This is a genomic window from Serratia sp. AXJ-M (assembly GCF_046531865.1).
In the GTDB taxonomy this organism is placed as follows: domain Bacteria; phylum Pseudomonadota; class Gammaproteobacteria; order Enterobacterales; family Enterobacteriaceae; genus Serratia; species Serratia liquefaciens.
The window spans coordinates 2,963,430-2,983,084 of record NZ_CP059394.1; the positions used below are offsets into that span (position 1 = coordinate 2,963,430).

Sequence of the window (19,655 nt, forward strand, 5' to 3'; positions counted from 1 at the left end):
AGGAGTATTAACGCAGAAGCTATTATCTGCTTCATTTGACATCAGCCAAGATCCAATTTCAGATGAAAGTTAACGCATAAGTTTATAGCTTTTTCTTATGATTGACGGATTGAGAATATTACTAACTTATTAAGCCTGATAATTCACCTGTTCTGGTATTCATATATGCTTAAAAAATAGTTAACGCTAGCGTAGTAAAAAGGCCATAAAAAATACGTGAAAATAAAAAAATCAATAAATACAATTCTTTATATAAATTTATTTTATTTGCAATCTGAGAATCTTCCTAAACATCCCGTGGGTAATTGCGTGAAAATATCAATTAGGCTACTTTAGTGAAAATTGAGCCGGAGACGATCCTTTATGTTCCTTTTAATAATATCCCTGTTATTAGTGATTATTGCCGCCTATGCGATATACCGTCACTTCAAATCACGTCGCAATAATACGCTGGACGCTGGGCGCAGAAACAAAAAACACTAAGTTTGCTATTTGATTTTTCCATGAGCTTATTCTTTTTGTCCGTCTGAATTATCCGCTCCGTGACCCATTCTCCTCGCCCCTTCGTGGGCCAGCCACGATGCAATGCCTTATCACGCCGTCTTTCGCCTTCCCCCGCGCCAACTGCTGACGTCACTCATCAGATCGGTTACAATTGCAGGCTGTTTTGTGGTGGGTCGGCGTGTTGACGCGTGGCCAGTAAAACCACCTTTGAATCCCACAGGGGCATGGCATACGGCCCCTCGTTCGTCATTAAGGTAACCCGGTGAATATTCAGGTTCTTCTTTCAGATAAAGTCAGCCAGGCGCTGATTGCCGCAGGCGCGCCAGCCGATTGCGAAGCGCAGGTCCGTCAGTCCGCAAAAGCGCAGTTTGGCGACTATCAGGCCAATGGCGTGATGTCCGTTGCCAAGAAACTCGGCATGCCGCCACGCCAGTTGGCGGAAAAAGTGGTGCAACTGCTTGATCTCGGCGACGTCGCCAGCAAAGTGGAAATTGCCGGTCCAGGTTTTATCAATATCTTCCTGAACAGCGACTGGGTCGCGCAGCAAACTGATTTGGTGCTTGGCGCGCCAAAACTGGGCATTGCGCCCGTCAAACCGCAGACCATCGTGATTGACTACTCTGCGCCCAACGTGGCGAAAGAAATGCACGTCGGCCACCTGCGCTCCACCATTATCGGTGACGCTGCGGCACGCACTCAGGAATTCCTGGGGCATAAAGTGATCCGCGCCAACCACGTGGGTGACTGGGGTACCCAGTTCGGCATGCTGATTGCCTATCTGGAAAAAATGCAGAACGAAAACGCCAGCGATATGGGCCTGTCCGATCTGGAGCAGTTCTATCGTGAAGCAAAGAAACACTATGATGAAGACGCCGAGTTCGCCGAACGCGCCCGTGCCTACGTGGTAAAACTGCAAGGCGGCGATCAATACTGCCTGAAGATGTGGCGTAAGCTGGTCGACATCACCATGGCGCAGAATCAGCTGACCTATAACCGCCTGAACGTCACCCTGACCGAAGACGATGTAATGGGTGAAAGCCTGTACAACGCGATGCTGCCGGGCATCGTGGCCGATCTCAAGGCCAAGGGGCTGGCGGTGGAAAGCGAAGGCGCCACCGTGGTGTTCCTCGACGAATACAAGAATAAAGACGGCGAGCCTATGGGCGTCATCATCCAGAAAAAAGATGGCGGCTACCTGTACACCACCACCGACATCGCCTGTGCAAAATACCGCTATGAAACTCTGGGCGCCGACCGCGTGCTCTACTACATCGACTCACGCCAGCATCAACATTTGATGCAGGCCTGGACCATCGTGCGCAAAGCCGGCTATATTCCGGACAGCCTCTCGCTGGAGCACCACATGTTCGGCATGATGCTGGGTAAAGACGGCAAGCCGTTCAAAACCCGTTCAGGCGGCACGGTGAAACTGTCCGATCTGCTGGATGAAGCGGTCGATCGTGCAGGCAAGCTGATCGCCGAGAAAAACCCGGACATGCCAGCGGAAGAGATGCAAAGCCTGGCCAATGCCGTAGGCATTGGTGCGGTTAAATACGCCGACCTGTCGAAAAGCCGCACCACCGACTATATCTTCGACTGGGACAACATGCTGGCGTTTGAAGGCAATACCGCGCCTTACATGCAATATGCTTATACCCGTGTGGCTTCCGTATTCAAACGTGCCGGTGTCGACGAAAGTAATCTGACCCTGCCGCTGGTGATGACCGAAGAGCGCGAAATTGCGCTGGCGACCCGCCTGCTACAGTTTGAAGAAGTGATCACCACCGTGGCGCGCGAAGGTACCCCGCACGTGATGTGTAGCTACCTGTACGATCTTGCGGGCCTGTTCTCCGGCTTCTACGAGCACTGCCAGATCCTGAATGCAGACAGCGAAGAAGCGCGCCAGAGCCGCCTGAAGCTGGCACTGTTAACCGCCAAAACGCTGAAAATCGGTCTGGATACGCTGGGTATCGAAACCGTCGAACGTATGTAAGTCATCACGCTGAATACGAGAAAGGGTCGCCGAGGCGACCCTTTTTATATTCTGAAAGTGGGAAAGCCCAGTTACGCCACTCGCCGAGCAAAATCGCGCGGACGGAAACCCAAGCCTGCCAATACGCCGAAGTAAGCTACAATACCTGCGATCACTACCACTGCCAGACGCAGCAGACGTGCCAGCATATTGCCCTGATCCCAGGCAGGCATCAGCCACATCACCCCGACCAATACTACCGACATCACGATCACCGCAATCACCAGTTTAGTCAGGAACAGAGCCCAACCCGGTTGCGGGTGGAAAATCTTCTGCTTGCGCAACTGCCAATACAGCAGCGAAGCGTTAATACAGGCTCCCAGACCAATCGACAGCGAAAGCCCCGCATGCTTTAACGGACCGATAAACATCAGGTTCATCACCTGGGTTAAAATCAACGTGATAATGGCAATCTTAACCGGCGTTTTAATATCCTGACGCGAATAGAACCCTGGCGCCAACACCTTCACGACGATCAATCCCATCAGTCCCACCGAATAGGCCACCAGCGCACGCTGGGTCATGGCGGCATCGAAGGCGTTGAACTTGCCGTACTGGAACAAAGAGACGGTCAGCGGCTTGGCCAGAATGCCCAGAGCTATGGCGCTCGGCAGCGCCAGCAGGAAGCACAGGCGCAGCCCCCAATCCATCAAACGCGAATATTCATCGTGGTTGCCGCTGGAAAAACTTTTCGCCAGCGACGGCAGCAGGATGGTTCCCAGCGCCACGCCCAGCACGCCGGAGGGGAATTCCATCAGGCGGTCGGCATAGTACATCCAGGACACCGAACCGGAGACCAGGAAGGAGGCGAAAATGGTATTGATGATCAGTGAGATCTGGCTGACCGAGACGCCGAAAATGGCTGGCCCCATCTGGCGCATCACTCGCCATACGCCCGCGTCACCAAGCTTGAGGCGCGGCAGCACCAGCATGCCGATCTTCTTCAGATGCGGGAGCTGGTAGCCCAATTGCAGCACGCCGCCCACGACGACCGCCCAGGCCAGCGCCATCACCGGTGGATTGAAGTAAGGTGCGGCAAACAGCGCGAACCCAATCATGCTGACGTTAAGCAACGTCGGCGCAAACGCCGGGATCGAAAAACGGTTCCAGGTATTAAGGATTGACCCCACCAATGACGCCAGCGAGATCAGCAGAATATACGGAAAGGTCACCCGCAGCAGCGACGAGGTCAACGCAAACTTGTCCGGTGAATCGACAAAGCCCGGCGCGGTAATGTAAATCACCCATGGGGCGGCCAGCATCCCCAACACCGTCACCACAGCCAACACCAGCGTCAGCAGTCCGGAAACGTAAGCGATAAAGGTACGCGTTGCTTCTTCTCCCTGCTGGCTTTTGTATTCGGCCAGGATCGGGACAAAGGCTTGCGAAAAGGCCCCCTCGGCGAAGATTCGCCGCAGCAGGTTAGGCAGTTTGAACGCCACGAAGAAGGCGTCCGTTGCCATACCGGCACCAAATACCCGCGCCACGATGGCGTCACGGGCAAAGCCCAGCACCCGTGAAAACATCGTCATAGAGCTGACGGCTGCCAGTGATTTTAGTAGGTTCATGTGGTTTTTTGATGTGCCCTGTAAATGTCGACGCCTGCATCAGCAGGCGTCAGTAAAACTATCGGCTAAGTTTACCCGTACGTCGCAGAATAGCTACTCTCATATGTTACATGGAGTTATGTTACAAATTGGCGTCTCGCAACAGGCGTTCAATCACCCGCTGGGCAGCGATCGCCTGCTCTCCGGCAGTTTCCGGCAGCGTTTGGTTACTGACGGAGGCAAGGAAATGACGGATCGCGCCGTCAAAACCGCGCTGCGCCAGCGTGGTTTGCCAGCCGGGTGCCGGCTGTTCCAGCACGCCTTGTGAATCTTCCCGCAGCCACTGACGCATATCGTTTACTTGATAGATTGCGCCATCCGTTACCGCCTGTACGCTTTCGCGCTGGCTGCCGGCTCGACGATGCATACTGGTGGTCACCAGCGTTTCTCCGCATTCAAAATGGTGTTCGGCATAAACCAGCTCACCGACATCGTTAATGCGCAGACTACCGCTAAGCCGTTGCCCAGCGTCGCCGCCCAACCACAGTGCGGTGTCCACCACGTGCAGGTAATCGTCCAGCAGGGTAAAGCGCGCATCGTTGGGTCCGACGCTGTCGGCACGATGTTTATCCATACGAATCGACGCCGGTTGGTTCATATCCTGCTTCAACTGACGGTACAGCGGTGCAAAGCGACGGTTAAAGCCAACCATCAGCGCCTTGCCCTGTTTTTCAGCCAGGGCCAGTAGCTGTTCGCCCTGTTCCACGGTCTCCGCCAGCGGCTTGTCGACATAAACGTGAACGCCATATCGCAGCAGCTCGCCAATCACCTGAAAATGGCTGGCGGTGCTGCTGTGAACGAACACCGCATCACACTGCTGCGCCAGGCTGTCGAGCTCCGAAAAACAGGCCATGCGATAGCTGTCGCAAATGGGTTGTGCCTTTTGCTGATTCGGAGAGAAACCGCCGACTAACGTCCAGTCTGCCGCCTGGGTGAGGATCGGCAGATAAGCCTTTTGAGCAATACCGCCCAACCCCACCACGCCAACGCGTAATTTACTCATGCGATCCCCGCTCCAATAACGCCTGCACTTGCTGTTTAAGCTGCGCCACTTCGTTTTCCAGCGTACTCACTCGCTCGTGTAAATCGCTGTCATTGGCCGTTGATGCTTCCGCAGGTGCCTCGTCAATCTGGCCGCTGAACAAATGCATAAACCGGCTTTCACGTTTGCCCGGCTCCCGCGCCAGCCGCACCACAAAGGGGCCATCCTCACGCGCACTCAGTTGCGCCAGCACCTGCTCCACTTCGGTAACATCATTAAATTCATGCATGCGGTTGGTTCGGGTACGCAATTCCCCAGGGGTTTGCGCGCCACGCAGCAGTAAAGTGGCGATCACCGCCAATTCAGCGGCGCTCAGCTTGAGCTGACCAAACTCTGAATTGCAAAAACGCTGTTCATATTTGACCACCCGATTGCCGAAACCGCTCAGGGTGCGCAAAAAGTGTTTCTTTAACAGCAGATCGAGAACCTGCTGAACTTCGTTTTCAGCTAGCTCCATCACCGGTTCACGGTTGGTTTTCTGATTGCAGGCCAGGGTGATGGCATTGAGAGAAAGAGGATACTGGTCCGGGGTGGTCACCTGCTTTTCCAGCATGCAGCCAATCACCCTGGCTTCTTTAGCGCTTAATTCATATTTCATTATTTTGCCTCAGCGTGGCGGTAGCCATTCTTTATTGGTTAAAGCTGTCAGTACGTGATCCTGCCACTGCCCGTCGATCAGCAGATAATCCTTGGCATAACCCTCACGTTCGAATCCCAGACGGGTCAGCAGTGCGCCGCTGCGCTGATTGTGCGGCATATAGTTGGCCATGATGCGGTGCATACGCTGCTGGCGCAGCATATAGCGGATGGAGGACTGCAACGCTTCAAACATCAGCCCCTGGCCCTGCCATTTCTCGGCCAGAGAATACCCGAGGAAACAGGCATGGAATGAGCCGCGCAGCACGTTGCTGAAGTTGGCCACGCCGCGCACTTCATTTTCTTCCGGATCGAGCAGGATAAAATAGTAGGCGCTGCCCTGCTTTTGCATTTCAGTGATCATCCCCAGCCGCGCTTGCCAGCCGGAAGGATAACAGTGGCTTTCATCCCGAACCGGTTCCCAGGGTTTAAGGAAGCTTCGGTTTTCGGCATAGTATTCCGCCAGCCGGTAGGCATCGCGTTCATGCACTAAACGGACAACCAGTCGGTCGGTGGTGAGGCGTACTTTTGGTGATGCAGAGCGGTAGCCAAACATCATTTCCCCCGCGGTCAGAACGGTTCGATAAGAAGTATTTATTGGGCGCACGTTTGGACAATAATCCGGCGACGAACCTATTCTGAGCCATTATTTCTCAACCATCGGCGCAGAACCGCACTTACCCTCATTTAATATAACCGCAGCCTGCCCCAGAGGTAAAATCCCGGCAGCTCAGTAAATAGGCGATTAGTCATTTTACGACTATTTTCCTGCCGTTTTGCCGCGCAGGTAACGTATTGACGATAAAAAAATATTATCTATCCCGCCCCTATCGGCAATACGGGATTGGGTACACACTAGAGCGGTTGCACTCCTCTCCCTCTTAATTGCTCGTGGTGAAGCATGTCTCTGGTATCGCAAGCGCGGAGCTTGGGTAAATATTTTCTATTACTCGATAATCTGTTGGTGGTTTTAGGCTTTTTTGTGGTCTTCCCGCTTATTTCGATTCGCTTTGTCGATCAGCTTGGCTGGGCGGCGGTGGTGGTCGGCGCAGCGCTGGGTTTACGCCAGTTGATCCAGCAAGGCCTGGGGATCTTCGGGGGCGCGATAGCCGACCGATTCGGCGCCAAACCGATGATTGTCACCGGCATGCTGATGCGCGCGGCAGGCTTCGCCACCATGGCGATGGCCGACCAACCCTGGATACTGTGGTTCTCCTGTGCCCTGTCCGCCCTCGGCGGTACGCTGTTTGATCCGCCGCGTACCGCATTGGTGATTAAGCTTACCCGCCCGCATGAACGCGGCCGTTTTTACTCGCTGCTGATGATGCAAGACAGCGCCGGTGCGGTCATCGGCGCCCTGATCGGCAGTTGGTTGCTGCAGTATGATTTTCACTTTGTCTGCTGGGTCGGTGCGGGCATTTTTGTGCTAGCGGCGGGTTGGAATGCCTGGTTGCTGCCGGCATACCGAATATCCACCGTTCGCGCCCCCATGAAGGAAGGCATGATGCGTGTCCTGCGCGATCGCCGCTTCCTGACCTATGTACTGACCCTGACCGGTTACTACATGCTGTCGGTACAGGTGATGTTGATGCTGCCGATCGTCGTCAATGAAATCGCTGGTTCACCGACGGCGGTGAAATGGATGTATGCCATTGAGGCCGCACTGTCGCTGTCACTGCTCTACCCGATCGCGCGCTGGAGCGAAAAACGTTTCCGTCTGGAGCAGCGGCTGATGGCCGGGCTGTTGCTGATGACCCTCAGCCTGATCCCGGTCGGGCTGGCTTCCAGTCTTCAGGGCGTATTTACCCTGATTTGCTGTTTCTATCTCGGCTCCATCATCGCCGAACCAGCGCGTGAAACCCTCAGTGCTTCGCTAGCGGATCCGCGCGCACGCGGCAGTTATATGGGATTCAGCCGGCTTGGTCTGGCGCTGGGCGGCGCTGTGGGTTATACCGGCGGCGGCTGGATGTACGACACCGGCCATGCGGTTGGCATGCCGGAACTGCCCTGGATACTGCTTGGCATCGTGGGACTGATAACCCTATTCGCCCTTTATTGGCAGTTCAATCCACGCAGCATCGCATCGGAAGCGCTGCCCGGCGGCTGAGATTTTTCTCTAAGTTGCCAGAAAATCAGCCGAATTACCTACAGCTGCTATCCTGATAGTAAAAACATAAACGGGAGAAGTTGGCGATGAGTGAAGAAGACAAATTACCGCAGCTGTTGGAACACATGGTACTGAACCTGCGCATGATCTACGCGCGGTCAACATTGGTAGAAAAAGCGCTGGCCCACGTCATCGCTGACAATGCCACTTTAAAGAGCGACATCATCAAACAGCTGCAGATTGTCAACGCCAGCAACGAGCGTGATAAAATCGATTTGGAAGAAGCACGCATGCATTTGATAGAAGTGATTAATTCCGTTCCGACAAAAAAATAATCTCTGCCTTGGCCCGCGCAGTCTGTACGGGCCAAACAACAATTACGCACCTTCCAGCAAGAACTTTTCGCGACAGCCTCAGTATGCTGTGATAACTATTGCTGTTAAAACCTGACAACCGGAGCAAGCATGAAACTGTTTATCTACGATCATTGCCCATTCTGCGTTAAAGCCCGCATGATTTTCGGCCTGAAAAACCTGCCCGTCCGCCTGGTCACCCTGCTCAACGACGATGAAGCGACGCCTGTCGGCATGATTGGCAAAAAAATGGCGCCGATTTTACAAAAGGATGACGGCAGCTATCTTCCTGAAAGCATGGATATCGTGCGTTACGTTGATAACCTCGACGGCAAGCCGCTGCTGACCGGTAAAACCAACCCGGCGATCGCCGACTGGCTGCAGCGGGTCGGTGGTTACAGCATCAACCTACTGCTGCCGCGCTTTGCCAATGCCGACTTCGAAGAGTTCGCCACTGACAGTGCACGCCAGTACTTTAGCGACAAAAAGCAGGCCTCGATCGGGGATTTTTCCGAGCACCTTGCCGACAGTGCCGATCTGATTGCCCAACTGGAGGACGACTTGCAAACACTTTCCGGCCTGGTGGTCTCCGCAGACGCGGTGAATGGCACGCTGTCGGAAGATGATATCCACCTGTTCCCCCTGCTGCGTTCGCTGTCGATCGTCGCCGGACTTACGCTGCCGGAAAACGTAGAAGCTTATCGCAACCGTATGGCGCAACGCAGTGACGTCCCACTGCTGTTCGATATGGAACAGTAACCCCCGCGATAAGGATATAGCGCGCAAATGTTGAAAATGGTGCTGGTCACTGCCCGCGATCGGGCACGGCTGAAAGAAATCTCCACCGTGCTGATCCGTTATGGATTGCAGGATGTGATTCGTCTGCTGGGTCTGAGCAATCTGTTAAGCGGTGCTGAAGGCAGCAGTGAAAGGCAAGACGGTCAAACATTGCCGCAGCGCCTGCGTGCGGCGCTGGAAGCCTTGGGGCCGACCTTTGTTAAGTTCGGCCAGATCCTGGCTACCCGTTCAGATCTGTTGGACGCAAGCTGGACCGACGAACTTGACCGTCTGCACAGTCAGGCAAGCACCCTTTCGTGGGAGCAACTGGCACCACAGATCCGGGCAGACTTGAAGGGTGACCCGCACAGCCTGTTCGCCGAATTTGACGAAACCCCGCTGGCCGCCGCCTCGATGGCGCAAATTTACCGCGCCCGCCTGCACAGCGGCGAAGCGGTGGTGATTAAGGTGTTACGTCCCGGCCTGGCAAAAACCATTCAAGCCGACTTGCGCCTGCTGACCTATCTGGCGGAAACCGTGGAGCAACAGAGCCCGGCGCTGGCCCGTTATCGTCCGCGGCAGATGGTCAGAGCCCTGGCAACCGCGCTGACGCATGAACTGGACCTGACTCACGAGGGTAACAACTGCGAACGGGTCGCCCAACAGTTTGCCCAGCAGCCCAACGTGGTGATTCCGAAGATTTACTGGCAATGGTCGTCTCAGCGCCTGCTGGTGCAGGAATTTCTACCGGGTATCGCGCCGGAAAATCCGCAGCAACTGGCGGCGGCAGGATTAGATGGCCCATTACTCGCTCAGCGCGGCGCACAGGCCTTTATGAAAATGGTGCTGGAGCACCGTCTTTATCATGCCGATCCGCATCCGGGTAACGTAATGGCGTTAGCGGATAATCGTGTCGGCTTTATCGATTTCGGTATGGTCGGCCAGCTTTCCGAACGGCGACGTAATCAATTGCTGCTGTTGCTGCAGGCCATCGCCGAACGAGAATCCGCCGGCATCGTCAACACTTTGATCGCCTGGTCGGACAGCGATCCTTTGGATCTGCTGGATCTGGAGTTGGCGGCGCAAAACTTTCTCGATAAACAAGCCTCTGCCACTCTCACACTGGGCAAGGCGCTGACCGATTTGTTGGTGATGGTGCGTGAGCATCAGTTGGCACTGCCGCCAGACCTGGTGTTGCTGTTCAAGGCGTTAATCACGGCCGACGGCGTGCTACATCGGCTGGATCCCCATTTCGATATCATCGCCACCCTGAAACCTATGCTGCAACAGGTGATGCTGAAGCGTTATACCCCGGAGGCGGTGCGTCGGCGCATGCTGGCATTGGGCGGCGAGGCATTGGACGCCAGTGAAGAGTTGCCGCAAACCTTGCGGCTGCTGATGCGCCGTCTCAAAGGCGGGAAAATCAGCGCCGATATCAACGTCAAGAATATTGATCAATTGAGCAAGGCACTGGAGCGAGCCGCCATCACGCTGGCCATTGCTATTGTCACCGCCGCCTTCGCGTTGGGCCTGGCGCCCTATCTGATGCACTCTTCCCTGCGGTTGTGGGGTATTCCACTGTTTCCGGCGCTGGGCGCGCTGGCCTGCCTGGGTGGTGTCTTGCTGTTGGTACTGCGTCTGCGGCGCTGAACAGTTTCAGCGTTATCCGATAGGTAGCCAGGCATTTCACGCGCACTATCACCCTGCTCGCTGACATCAACGGTTTCCTTCGCAGACAGCGAGCGTTTATAATGACAAATCAATAATCTGCAGCATTTTCGTTGGCAGTAGCTATGAGGCACACATGAAAAAGATCCTGATGGGCGCAGCCGCCCTGCTGTTCGCCGGCGCATTGGTCGGCTGCAATCAGCTGACCCAGTACACGCTCAGCGAGCAGGAAGTGAATGATTACCTGCAAAAACACAACGATTACCAGAAGCAGATCGGCGTGCCAGGGCTGTTGGACGCCAATATCGTGCTGACTCAGCTAAAGAGCCAAATTGGGCGTAGCGAACCGGGCAAGGTTACCCTTTCCGGCGATGCGAAAGTGAATATCACTTCCATTCTGGGCCCGCAGACCGCGGACCTGAAGCTGACGCTGAAGGCGCAGCCGGTGTATGACCGCGAGCAAGGCGCGGTGTTCCTCAAAGACATGGAGTTAACCGACTACAGCGTGCAGCCGGAGAAAATGCAGACGGTGATGAAGGCCCTGACCCCTTATCTGAATCAATCGCTGAAATCCTATTTCGATCAAAAGCCGGCCTATGTGCTGAACCCGGATAACAGTAAAACAGAAGCCATGGCCAAGAAACTGGCTAAAGGGTTGGAAGTGAAGCCGGGTGAACTGGTTATTCCATTTACCGACTGACGCTGACACTAAAAAAACAAAAAGCCCGCTGTTAACGCGGGCTTGATGTTTTTCAGACGTTAATACGCCGGAAAACGGTGAGATTATTGCGGTTCGCTGTAGGTGATTTTACCGGCGTTGCAGTCGAGGGTGACATTGTAGGTTTTATCCAGCTTGGTGCCCCGCACCGTTAACGGCACCTGCCATACCGCGTCCTTGCCGGTAATCGCCTCCGGACTGATCCAGGCTATCGGGGTAGCGGTACCCAGCAACTTTTTATCCGACTCCCAGCGCGTAATGCGGTTCTGCAGGTAATCGCGTTTCACCTGAGCGGCGACGTCTGTCGGTTGCAGACCCGCGCATTGTGCCACCTTCGCGCTGCGTTGTTCCTGCGCCTGCACCGTGGTGGTAAAACCTACCGTGGCCAACAGTGCTACGGCCAAACTCAGTCCCGTTGCTTTCATATTCCCTCCAGTTGTGATTTACGCTACCCGCGGGCGCCTGCCCTTGGCTCACAACTGGTCTGGCAAAAGATCAGCGTTTGGCGAAGGTGATGACGAACAGCTCATCGAGCCCCGGATAGATTTCCTTGATCACCTGCTTCAGTTCGCTGAGCGACATGTTTTCTTGCTGGGCGTGCTGCTCGGTTAACGCATCCAAACGCACCGGCGTAACCGACAGCACTTCAATCATGCAGAAGAAAACACCGTCTTCATTGCGGCTAACGCGTAAAACCTCACCGGGTTGAAAGTGAGACTCACTGGCGTCCCGAATGGTAATGGTCTTGCGCCCGGCCAAAATGTCTTGCTCAAAACGAGTGAAGAAAGTTATTTCACGGCTCATTCTAGATCCTTTTTCATCACATTACCGCAACATAAGTCATTATGCTGCCTGCTTTTCTGACGCAGATCCCTCTTTTGGGGTAGCAGCAGGTTTTTCCGTTTTCACTTTGGCAGCTTTCTTCGGTGTTTCAGTCGGCGTCGCGCCGCGCAAAATCTGCCCCAGCGCATCTTTGTTTTCCGCCAGGAAGAAGCTCAGGCCTTCTCGCTGTTCGTCATCCAGCTCAAGCGGAGCCTGCTGCAGCCACTCACCCAGGCTGTCGGCCAGATCCAGCATTTTGTCGTAAGCGTCGGCTTCTTTCTTGGTCGCGAAAGTCATCTTTTCCTCACCGTTTCTCACCACCACATATTTAACTTCAACCGCCATGTGTGCATTCCTCAAAGGTTAGAATACTGTATTTATAACCAGTATAAGGTGATTATACGCAGGGATGCAAGCGCACCCCTGACGCGACTTATTTCAACAACCGCACCTTGCAGTTCTTACCCTTGATTTTGCCTTGCTGCAGCTGCTGCAGCGCCTTACGCGCGCTGGCCTTGCGGATCGCCACGTAGGCATGCACCGGGAACATGTCGATTTTACCCACTTCCGCCGCCGTCAACCCGGCCTCGCCGGTCAGTGCGCCGAGAATATCGCCAGGACGGATCTTGGCTTTACGCCCGCCGTCGATGCACAGGGTGACCATTTCGGCTTCCAGCGTGGTGTTTCCCGCCCCGCTTAACTCGGACACCGGGGCCCAGTTAACTCTGATCTGCAGATACTCTTCAATCGCATGCGCGCGCGTCATTTCCTGTGGCGTACACAGGCTGATCGCCAGGCCGCTCAAGCCGGCACGGCCGGTACGGCCGATGCGGTGCACGTGCACTTCCGGATCGAACGCCAGCTCGTAGTTGACCACCAACTCCAGCTCTTTAATATCCAGACCGCGCGCAGCAACGTCAGTTGCTACCAGCACCCGGCAGCTGCGGTTGGCAAAACGCACCAGCACCTGATCGCGATCGCGCTGTTCCAGATCGCCATGCAGCGCCAGGACATTAATGCCTCGCGCTTCCAGCGCTTCGTACACGCTCTGGCAATCGCGTTTGGTGTTGCAGAACACCACGCAAGAAGAAGGTTGGTAATGACGAATCGCCGACACCAATACCGCCGGGCGTTGATCGCGGGTCGTTTCGTAGAAACGTTGTTCGATGGTGGTTTGCTCTTCACCGTCGTCCACTTCCACATTCAGCGGCTCGCGCTGCACGCGAGCGCTGATGCGTTCGATCCCGCTCGGATAGGTTGCAGAGAACAGCAGCGTCTGACGTTGCGGCGGCGTGTAGCTGATCACATCGTCGATATCGTCAGCAAAGCCCATGTCCAGCATGCGGTCGGCTTCGTCCAGCACCAGCACCTTCAGTTCATCCAGCACCAGCGTTTTCTTGCGCAGGTGTTCCTGAATACGCCCCGGCGTGCCCACCACGATATGCGGCGCGTGCACCAGCGAATCGAGCTGCGGCCCCATCGGTTGGCCCCCGCACAGGGTCAGAATTTTGATGTTCTGAGTGAAGCGCGCCAGACGACGCAATTCTTTGCTCACCTGGTCCGCCAGCTCACGCGTCGGGCACAGGATCAGTGCCTGAGCGGCCACTTGGGAAACGTTGATTTTGTCCAGCAGGCCAATGCCGAACGCCGCCGTTTTACCGCTGCCGGTTTTTGCTTTGGCACGTACGTCCTGCCCTTTCAGGATGGCGGGCAATGCGGCAGCCTGCACCGGCGTCATTTCGGCATACCCCAGTTCGTTGAGGTTGGCCAACTGTTCGGCTGGCAGCGGCAGGGAAGAAAAAGAAACTGTGCTCACGGCGATAACTCTTATATGGCAAATGGAATGGCGGCGCGCCCACGGCAGCACCGAATCAACCGCAGATGATAACAGAGATAGTCTGGATTACGGATTTCACGCATAAAAAAAGCCATCAGTCGGGGTTTTACCCCAGAAACCGACAACGCGTGTGCCACCGGCTGCACACGCAAACGTTTTCGTATATACTGCTCGCCCATAATCAGACCGCATTACTCTCCACAGATCCAGGTACGAGACTATGTTAACTATTGGAACCGCCCTGCGCCCCTCCGCCACCCGCGTTATGCTGCTCGGCTCCGGCGAGCTGGGTAAAGAAGTTGCCATCGAATGCCAGCGTTTGGGGCTGGAGGTGATTGCCGTAGATCGTTACGCCAATGCCCCGGCCATGCACGTCGCCCATCGCAGCCACGTTATTAACATGCTGGACGGCAATGCGCTGAAAGCCGTGATTGAACAGGAACGTCCTAACTACATCGTGCCGGAGATCGAAGCTATCGCCACCGGCATGCTGGTTGAACTGGAGCAGCAAGGGCACCGTGTGGTGCCGTGCGCAGAAGCGACGCGCCTGACCATGAATCGCGAAGGCATCCGTCGCCTGGCGGCAGAAACGCTCGGCCTGCCGACCTCCAGCTACCGTTTTGCCGACGGTGAAGAAGCCTTCCGTCAGGCCGTCGACCAAATCGGCTACCCATGCATCATCAAACCTGTCATGAGCTCTTCCGGCAAGGGCCAAAGCCTGATCCGCAGCCCGGAGCAGCTGAAAACCGCCTGGGATTACGCCCAACAGGGTGGCCGTGCCGGCGGGGGACGGGTGATTGTCGAAGGCCTGGTGAAGTTCGATTTTGAAATCACTCTGCTGACCATCAGCGCCGTCGATGGCGTACATTTCTGCGCACCGATCGGACACCGTCAGGAAGACGGGGATTACCGTGAGTCCTGGCAGCCGCAGCAGATGAGCGAACTGGCGCTCAGCCGCGCGCAGGCAATTGCGGAAAACGTGGTGAAGGCACTGGGTGGATTTGGCCTGTTCGGCGTCGAGCTGTTTGTCTGTGGCGACGAAGTGATTTTCAGCGAGGTTTCACCGCGCCCACACGATACCGGCATGGTGACACTGATTTCACAAGACCTGTCTGAATTTGCACTGCACGTGCGTGCTTTCCTCGGTCTGCCGATTGGCGCAATCCGTCAGTTCGGCCCTTCTGCCTCGGCGGTGATCCTGCCACAGCTTACCAGTAGCGACCTGCGTTTCAGCGGGCTGGATCGTGCACTGACCGGCCACAATCAGCTGCGTTTGTTCGGCAAGCCGGAAATTGAAGGTCAACGTCGGATGGGCGTCGCGTTGGCGACAGCTGAAAATATCGAGTTGGCGGTAGAGTCGGCCAAGCAGGCTGCTGCTGCGGTGGTCATTGAAGGTTAAGGCTTTGGGGCCGGCTTGCCGGCCCCTGCAACATCAATAGTTTTCGTCTTCTTCCGAGTCATCATCACCCTGATCGTCCGGGCGTTCCTGATACTCTTCATCGTCATCTTCGTCATCGAACATAACGCTAACCTGGTCACCCTGATGTTTTTCACGGATTTCCTGCGCAACCCGTGCGATGGCTTCACCACTGCTCATGCCTTGTTCCATCAACTGATGGATACGATCCGCAGCTTCCTGCTGCTCTAGATGGCTTAACGACGGCATACCTGCAAGCATGTGTTTCTCTCCGGTAAAATGGAGGGCGAGTATACCCCTTAAACCGGCGGATCCCAACGCCTGTTATTCAGCGGCCGGTTGTGAGCAATGATCGCCGTGTCGCCACTGTTTCAGGCGATGCAACCAGAGCATGACGTGCCAACCCTGCTTAAGGCCGCGCACGTTGGTGGACATCGCGCGATCGATACCGCGCTGGTAGAACTCATCGGTGATCCGGCACTGGGCAGCCAGTTCAGGTTCACGACGAATGCTGTGACAGATCCCCAAGGCTTCACGGGTGATCTGCCAGTGAAAAGCAGGACGGATACTGATTTTCCGCGCATAGCGCTGGTTCAACGCCACCAGCATCTCCACTATTTTCATATAATGGCGTTGATATTCAACGTTGGCCTGGCCTGTCCGGCGACGGTTGCTGATCGATTTATCGTGCACTCGCTGGCGATACAACGTTTTACTGAGATATTTCACCCGCTGCGCATTAAACATCACCTCGGTGGTCCAGGGAATATCCTGGTGGTGCAAACCCGGTTCAAAATACAACCGATGCTGTTTAATAAAATCAAGGCGATATACCGCCAGCCAGACCACATGAATAAATTTTCTCGATTTGAGCGCGCGTTCCAACCATTTCACTCCGCTAATAACGCCGGTGTCACCCAAGCGGTTTTGCGGAATAATCGGTTGCAGTTCATCTTGGTCGGTGAAATAACGTTCACCGTTGCACTGCATGACATCCAATTGATTTTCTTCAGCCATTTCAATCAGGGTTGCATACATTTCCGGCGTCAGTAAATCATCCGCGTCAGGAAATGCCACATATTTTCCGCGTGCTACAGCCAACCCGGCATTGCGCGCACAGGATACGCCCGCATTGAGCTGGTCAATAACGGTAATATGAGGATGCCGTTGGGCATAGCGGTGGGCGATATCACCAGAGCCGTCAGTGGATCCGTCGTTGACGATGATCACCTCCAGGCGCCGCTCCTGTTGGGCTAACAGCGAGGCCAAAAACGGCTCAAACAGTTCACCCACGTTATGTAACGGGACGATGACACTCAGCATTAGGGGCATAGGCAGCTCTTCGCAAAAAGTAACGAATGAATATCTCTATTTTTTAAAAATATCAGGGTGCAATTAAATTAGAACGCAGTGCCCGGCGATAAAACGGGTATAAATGCGTCTTGTTACTGTTTATAGTTTTATACGAAACGTGCTCTTTTTGGGTATTTATCGTCCGGGAACCGGTATTATCAGGCAAGGTCATAAGTTCGCCTGATATTTTTGTGATCTCAATCAAAAGTAATAACGCAATAAAACTAATTACTAGGATTTAATTTATAAAACCCGATTCCAATGGATAAGATATATCCGAGTCATTAATTGATAACGCAGTTTTTAACATATTGGATTATAGTTGAAGTCGCAAAAAATGCTTCATTTGCAAATTTGTTGATTCATTGTTTATGTGAAGTGTGCTTTGTCCACACATGCCAGGACATGCGCCTATCGGCTGAATATGGCAGAATAGCCATCATAAACAGCCGCCCCGTCAGTCAGGTTTATTGAGGCCCATGAGCGCAACCGCACCCAATCTAAAATCTTTGCCCTACACCCCCACCACCCTGCTGGAGCTGTTTGCTCCTCTTGCTCAACACCCCTGGGCCATGTTGCTGCATTCCGGCTTTGCCGAACATTCGCATAACCGTTTCGATATTTTGGTCGCGGCCCCCAAGGTCACTCTGACTACCCGAGGGCAAATCACAGAGCTCTGTCACGGCTCGGAGGTACGGCAATCGAAGGAAGATCCCTTCCAGTTGCTGCAACAGCAGTTGGAACAACAAAACCAACATCCGGCAGCAAATACCGACTTGCCATTCCAGGGCGGCGCTCTGGGGCTATTCGGTTACGATCTGGGCCGCAGAGTGGAAAAACTGCCGCAAATGGCACAGGCGGATATCACCTTGCCGGACATGGCGGTTGGCATTTACGACTGGGCGCTGATTGCCGATCACCATAAGAAGACGCTAACGCTGCTCAGCTATGGCGATACTGAACAACGCTGGCAGTGGTTATGCAGCCAGCAATCTGAACCTCAGCAAGACTTCACCTTGACCAGCCGCTGGCAAGCCAACATGACACGGCAGCAATATGGTGAAAAATTCCAACGTATCCAGCAGTATTTGCGCAGCGGCGATTGCTATCAAATCAATCTGACTCAACGCTTTTCCGCAGATTATCAGGGCGATGAATGGCAAGCCTTTCAGCAACTGAGCGCCAGCAATCGAGCCCCCTTCTCTGCTTTTTTACGTCTGCCGGACAACGCCGTACTGAGCGTTTCGCCCGAGCGTTTTTTGTGGCTGGAGAACCAGCAGATCCAAACCCGCCCTATCAAGGGCACGCTGCCGCGGCTGGCCGATGCGGAGCAAGATGCGCAGCAGGCGCAACGGTTGGCGAATTCCGCCAAAGATCGCGCGGAAAACCTGATGATTGTCGATCTGCTGCGCAACGATATCGGCCGCGTCGCCGAACCGGGCAGCGTCAAAGTTCCCGAACTGTTCGTGGTGGAGCCTTTCCCGGCGGTACATCATCTGGTCAGCACCATCACCGCCCTCCTGCCCGAACGCACACCAGCAACTGAGCTGTTGCGCGCCTGCTTCCCGGGCGGATCTATTACCGGTGCGCCCAAGGTACGGGCGATGGAAATTATCGAAGAGCTGGAGCCACAGCGGCGTAACGCCTACTGCGGCAGTATCGGCTATATCAGCGCCTGTGGCACCATGGACACCAACATCACCATCCGCACTTTGTTCACCGAAAGTGGCCGCATTTACTGTTCGGCCGGTGGCGGCATCGTAGCCGACAGCCAGGAACAGGCGGAATATCAGGAAACTTTCGATAAAGTCGGCCGCATCCTACCGCAACTGGGGGAGTTTATCGCTTCGTGAGCCAACCGACTTATCCGACTTCGCTGGCGGCGTTTATCAGCCGCTTCCAGCTGCAATTGCCGCAGGCGTCACAGATTTCGCATAACGTTCGCCCTGCGGCGGTGCTGATACCCATTATCTGCCGGCCCGAGCCCACGCTGCTGCTCACCCGCCGTGCCGACTCACTACGAAAACATCCGGGCCAGGTGGCATTTCCCGGCGGTAAAACCGATGCCGAAGACGGCTCAGCGATTATTACCGCCCTGCGTGAAGCCCAGGAGGAAGTGGCAATCCCGCCCCAGGCGGTGACTATCCTTGGCCAACTGGCCCCGCTCGACAGCAGCACCGGTTTCCAGGTCACTCCGGTTGTCGGCCTGATCTCACCCGACGTGCAATTTAGCGCCAATGAAGATGAAGTGGCCGACGTTTTCGAAATGCCTTTGCACGAAGCGCTGACCCTCTCACGCTATTACCCGCTGGATATTCAGCGCGCCGGTCATTCGCACCGTATTTATCTCTCCTGGTATCAGAGTCAATTTGTCTGGGGATTGACCGCGGCAATCATTCGCCGCCTGGCGCAACAGGTCAGCATTTAGCCCCAATTCCGTGACGCCGTTCACAAGCCAAACGGTTACCTGCACCAGCGGCACGGGTAAAGCGATCGGCATCACTTCATTTGTTTGCTTTTTCAACTACCGTTCTGGCTATCAGAGTTTTAAAAAAACTGTAAACCCTCTCTTCAACCTTACGAAATACCTGTAAAATACCGCCGTCCGGAATAAACCACTATTTCAGCAGGGTTTAAGCCGGCCGCGTTCAGCAGTGGAAGCTGGCGCGATTGCCATTAACCGAGTTTAGGTGGCGGCTGTTCTTCGACTGGCCGAGCGCCTGCGGCAATCATAAACAGGACTGACACCAAGGATTATTTTATTTCATGCGAAAAAGGCAAC

At 54.8% G+C, this 19,655-nt stretch carries 19 protein-coding genes; 9 read left to right on the plus strand and 10 right to left on the minus strand.

Features of this window, described 5'->3' with window-relative positions:
- Window positions 1-766 precede the first annotated feature (766 nt).
- Window positions 767-2,497, plus strand: coding sequence for an arginine--tRNA ligase (gene argS, locus H0S68_RS13885; protein WP_020827278.1), 1,731 nt, complete (start codon window positions 767-769; stop codon window positions 2,495-2,497).
- 71 nt (window positions 2,498-2,568) lie between these two features.
- Here argS and murJ read toward each other — a convergent pair whose 3' ends face one another.
- The 4 genes from murJ to rimJ all read right to left on the minus strand — a co-directional run bounded on the left by murJ (window position 2,569) and on the right by rimJ (window position 6,377).
- Window positions 2,569-4,104, minus strand: coding sequence for a murein biosynthesis integral membrane protein MurJ (gene murJ / locus H0S68_RS13890; protein WP_115058649.1), 1,536 nt, complete (start codon window positions 4,102-4,104; stop codon window positions 2,569-2,571).
- A 121-nt stretch (window positions 4,105-4,225) separates the two neighbouring features.
- Window positions 4,226-5,146 carry a Gfo/Idh/MocA family protein gene (locus tag H0S68_RS13895; protein WP_046373340.1) on the minus strand — a complete coding sequence of 307 codons (921 nt, stop codon included), beginning with the start codon at window positions 5,144-5,146 and terminating at the stop codon, window positions 4,226-4,228.
- Entirely contained in the window at window positions 5,139-5,783 is a 645-nt protein-coding gene (locus tag H0S68_RS13900; protein ID WP_046373339.1) for a YceH family protein, read from the minus strand. The genes H0S68_RS13895 and H0S68_RS13900 overlap by 8 nt, the downstream gene beginning before the upstream one ends.
- 9 nt (window positions 5,784-5,792) lie before the next feature.
- Window positions 5,793-6,377 (minus strand): ribosomal protein S5-alanine N-acetyltransferase, encoded by a 585-nt coding sequence (rimJ, locus tag H0S68_RS13905; protein ID WP_020827282.1) that lies wholly within the window; start codon window positions 6,375-6,377, stop codon window positions 5,793-5,795.
- Between the two features lie 345 nt (window positions 6,378-6,722).
- Between rimJ and mdtH the strand changes: the two genes are divergently transcribed.
- From mdtH to H0S68_RS13930, 5 genes are all read left to right on the plus strand, one after another.
- Window positions 6,723-7,928, plus strand: coding sequence for a multidrug efflux MFS transporter MdtH (gene mdtH / locus H0S68_RS13910; protein WP_128864716.1), 1,206 nt, complete (start codon window positions 6,723-6,725; stop codon window positions 7,926-7,928).
- Window positions 7,929-8,014: 86 nt separating this feature from the next.
- A complete protein-coding gene (locus H0S68_RS13915; RefSeq protein WP_020827284.1) occupies window positions 8,015-8,263 on the plus strand; it encodes a hypothetical protein in 249 nt (82 codons plus the stop codon).
- 129 nt (window positions 8,264-8,392) lie between these two features.
- The gene (gene grxB / locus H0S68_RS13920) at window positions 8,393-9,040 is read left to right on the plus strand and encodes a glutaredoxin 2 (RefSeq protein ID WP_142815081.1); all 648 of its coding nucleotides are present in this window, start codon (window positions 8,393-8,395) and stop codon (window positions 9,038-9,040) included.
- A 27-nt stretch (window positions 9,041-9,067) separates the two neighbouring features.
- Window positions 9,068-10,708, plus strand: coding sequence for an ABC1 kinase family protein (locus H0S68_RS13925; RefSeq protein ID WP_410528776.1), 1,641 nt, complete (start codon window positions 9,068-9,070; stop codon window positions 10,706-10,708).
- 154 nt (window positions 10,709-10,862) lie between these two features.
- Window positions 10,863-11,426, plus strand: coding sequence for a lipoprotein (locus H0S68_RS13930; RefSeq protein WP_020827287.1), 564 nt, complete (start codon window positions 10,863-10,865; stop codon window positions 11,424-11,426).
- Window positions 11,427-11,509: 83 nt separating this feature from the next.
- On the opposite strand, the gene yebF is transcribed toward H0S68_RS13930, so the two are convergent.
- The 4 genes from yebF to dbpA form a co-directional block, all read right to left on the minus strand.
- The gene (gene yebF, locus H0S68_RS13935) at window positions 11,510-11,869 is read right to left on the minus strand and encodes a protein YebF (RefSeq protein WP_197821050.1); all 360 of its coding nucleotides are present in this window, start codon (window positions 11,867-11,869) and stop codon (window positions 11,510-11,512) included.
- A gap of 70 nt (window positions 11,870-11,939) precedes the next feature.
- The gene (gene yqfB / locus H0S68_RS13940; protein ID WP_020827289.1) at window positions 11,940-12,248 is read right to left on the minus strand and encodes a N(4)-acetylcytidine aminohydrolase; all 309 of its coding nucleotides are present in this window, start codon (window positions 12,246-12,248) and stop codon (window positions 11,940-11,942) included.
- A gap of 39 nt (window positions 12,249-12,287) precedes the next feature.
- A complete protein-coding gene (locus H0S68_RS13945; protein ID WP_115058644.1) occupies window positions 12,288-12,611 on the minus strand; it encodes a YebG family protein in 324 nt (107 codons plus the stop codon).
- Window positions 12,612-12,699: 88 nt separating this feature from the next.
- On the minus strand, window positions 12,700-14,082 hold the full coding sequence (dbpA, locus tag H0S68_RS13950; protein ID WP_048760146.1) for an ATP-dependent RNA helicase DbpA: 1,383 nt from the start codon (window positions 14,080-14,082) through the stop codon (window positions 12,700-12,702).
- A 241-nt stretch (window positions 14,083-14,323) separates the two neighbouring features.
- On the opposite strand from dbpA, the gene purT reads away from it, so the two are divergent.
- A complete protein-coding gene (purT, locus tag H0S68_RS13955) occupies window positions 14,324-15,502 on the plus strand; it encodes a formate-dependent phosphoribosylglycinamide formyltransferase (protein WP_410528777.1) in 1,179 nt (392 codons plus the stop codon).
- 33 nt (window positions 15,503-15,535) lie between these two features.
- Here the strand turns inward: purT and H0S68_RS13960 are convergent, their stop codons facing one another.
- Entirely contained in the window at window positions 15,536-15,781 is a 246-nt protein-coding gene (locus H0S68_RS13960) for a YoaH family protein (protein ID WP_020827293.1), read from the minus strand.
- Window positions 15,782-15,844: 63 nt separating this feature from the next.
- Window positions 15,845-16,852: a glycosyltransferase gene (locus H0S68_RS13965; RefSeq protein ID WP_410528778.1), complete on the minus strand. Its 1,008-nt coding sequence runs from the start codon at window positions 16,850-16,852 to the stop codon at window positions 15,845-15,847.
- A 500-nt stretch (window positions 16,853-17,352) separates the two neighbouring features.
- Between H0S68_RS13965 and pabB the strand changes: the two genes are divergently transcribed.
- The gene (gene pabB / locus H0S68_RS13970; RefSeq protein ID WP_259217543.1) at window positions 17,353-18,726 is read left to right on the plus strand and encodes an aminodeoxychorismate synthase component 1; all 1,374 of its coding nucleotides are present in this window, start codon (window positions 17,353-17,355) and stop codon (window positions 18,724-18,726) included.
- On the plus strand, window positions 18,723-19,301 hold the full coding sequence (locus H0S68_RS13975; RefSeq protein WP_046373330.1) for a CoA pyrophosphatase: 579 nt from the start codon (window positions 18,723-18,725) through the stop codon (window positions 19,299-19,301). The genes pabB and H0S68_RS13975 overlap by 4 nt, the downstream gene beginning before the upstream one ends.
- Window positions 19,302-19,655 lie beyond the last annotated feature (354 nt).

Bases quoted from the DNA above. Each gene is read 5' to 3' on its own strand.
- H0S68_RS13915 (WP_020827284.1), top strand. From the start codon at position 8,015: ATGAGTGAAGAAGACAAATTACCGCAGCTGTTGGAACACATGGTACTG.
- H0S68_RS13895 (WP_046373340.1), bottom strand. From the start codon at position 5,146: ATGAGTAAATTACGCGTTGGCGTGGTGGGGTTGGGCGGTATTGCTCAA.
- H0S68_RS13925 (WP_410528776.1), top strand. From the start codon at position 9,068: ATGTTGAAAATGGTGCTGGTCACTGCCCGCGATCGGGCACGGCTGAAA.
- grxB (WP_142815081.1), top strand. From the start codon at position 8,393: ATGAAACTGTTTATCTACGATCATTGCCCATTCTGCGTTAAAGCCCGC.
- H0S68_RS13965 (WP_410528778.1), bottom strand. From the start codon at position 16,852: ATGCCCCTAATGCTGAGTGTCATCGTCCCGTTACATAACGTGGGTGAA.
- yebF (WP_197821050.1), bottom strand. From the start codon at position 11,869: ATGAAAGCAACGGGACTGAGTTTGGCCGTAGCACTGTTGGCCACGGTA.
- yqfB (WP_020827289.1), bottom strand. From the start codon at position 12,248: ATGAGCCGTGAAATAACTTTCTTCACTCGTTTTGAGCAAGACATTTTG.
- mdtH (WP_128864716.1), top strand. From the start codon at position 6,723: ATGTCTCTGGTATCGCAAGCGCGGAGCTTGGGTAAATATTTTCTATTA.
- H0S68_RS13945 (WP_115058644.1), bottom strand. From the start codon at position 12,611: ATGGCGGTTGAAGTTAAATATGTGGTGGTGAGAAACGGTGAGGAAAAG.
- H0S68_RS13930 (WP_020827287.1), top strand. From the start codon at position 10,863: ATGAAAAAGATCCTGATGGGCGCAGCCGCCCTGCTGTTCGCCGGCGCA.
- H0S68_RS13960 (WP_020827293.1), bottom strand. From the start codon at position 15,781: ATGCTTGCAGGTATGCCGTCGTTAAGCCATCTAGAGCAGCAGGAAGCT.
- purT (WP_410528777.1), top strand. From the start codon at position 14,324: ATGTTAACTATTGGAACCGCCCTGCGCCCCTCCGCCACCCGCGTTATG.
- murJ (WP_115058649.1), bottom strand. From the start codon at position 4,104: ATGAACCTACTAAAATCACTGGCAGCCGTCAGCTCTATGACGATGTTT.
- H0S68_RS13900 (WP_046373339.1), bottom strand. From the start codon at position 5,783: ATGAAATATGAATTAAGCGCTAAAGAAGCCAGGGTGATTGGCTGCATG.
- rimJ (WP_020827282.1), bottom strand. From the start codon at position 6,377: ATGTTTGGCTACCGCTCTGCATCACCAAAAGTACGCCTCACCACCGAC.
- pabB (WP_259217543.1), top strand. From the start codon at position 17,353: ATGAGCGCAACCGCACCCAATCTAAAATCTTTGCCCTACACCCCCACC.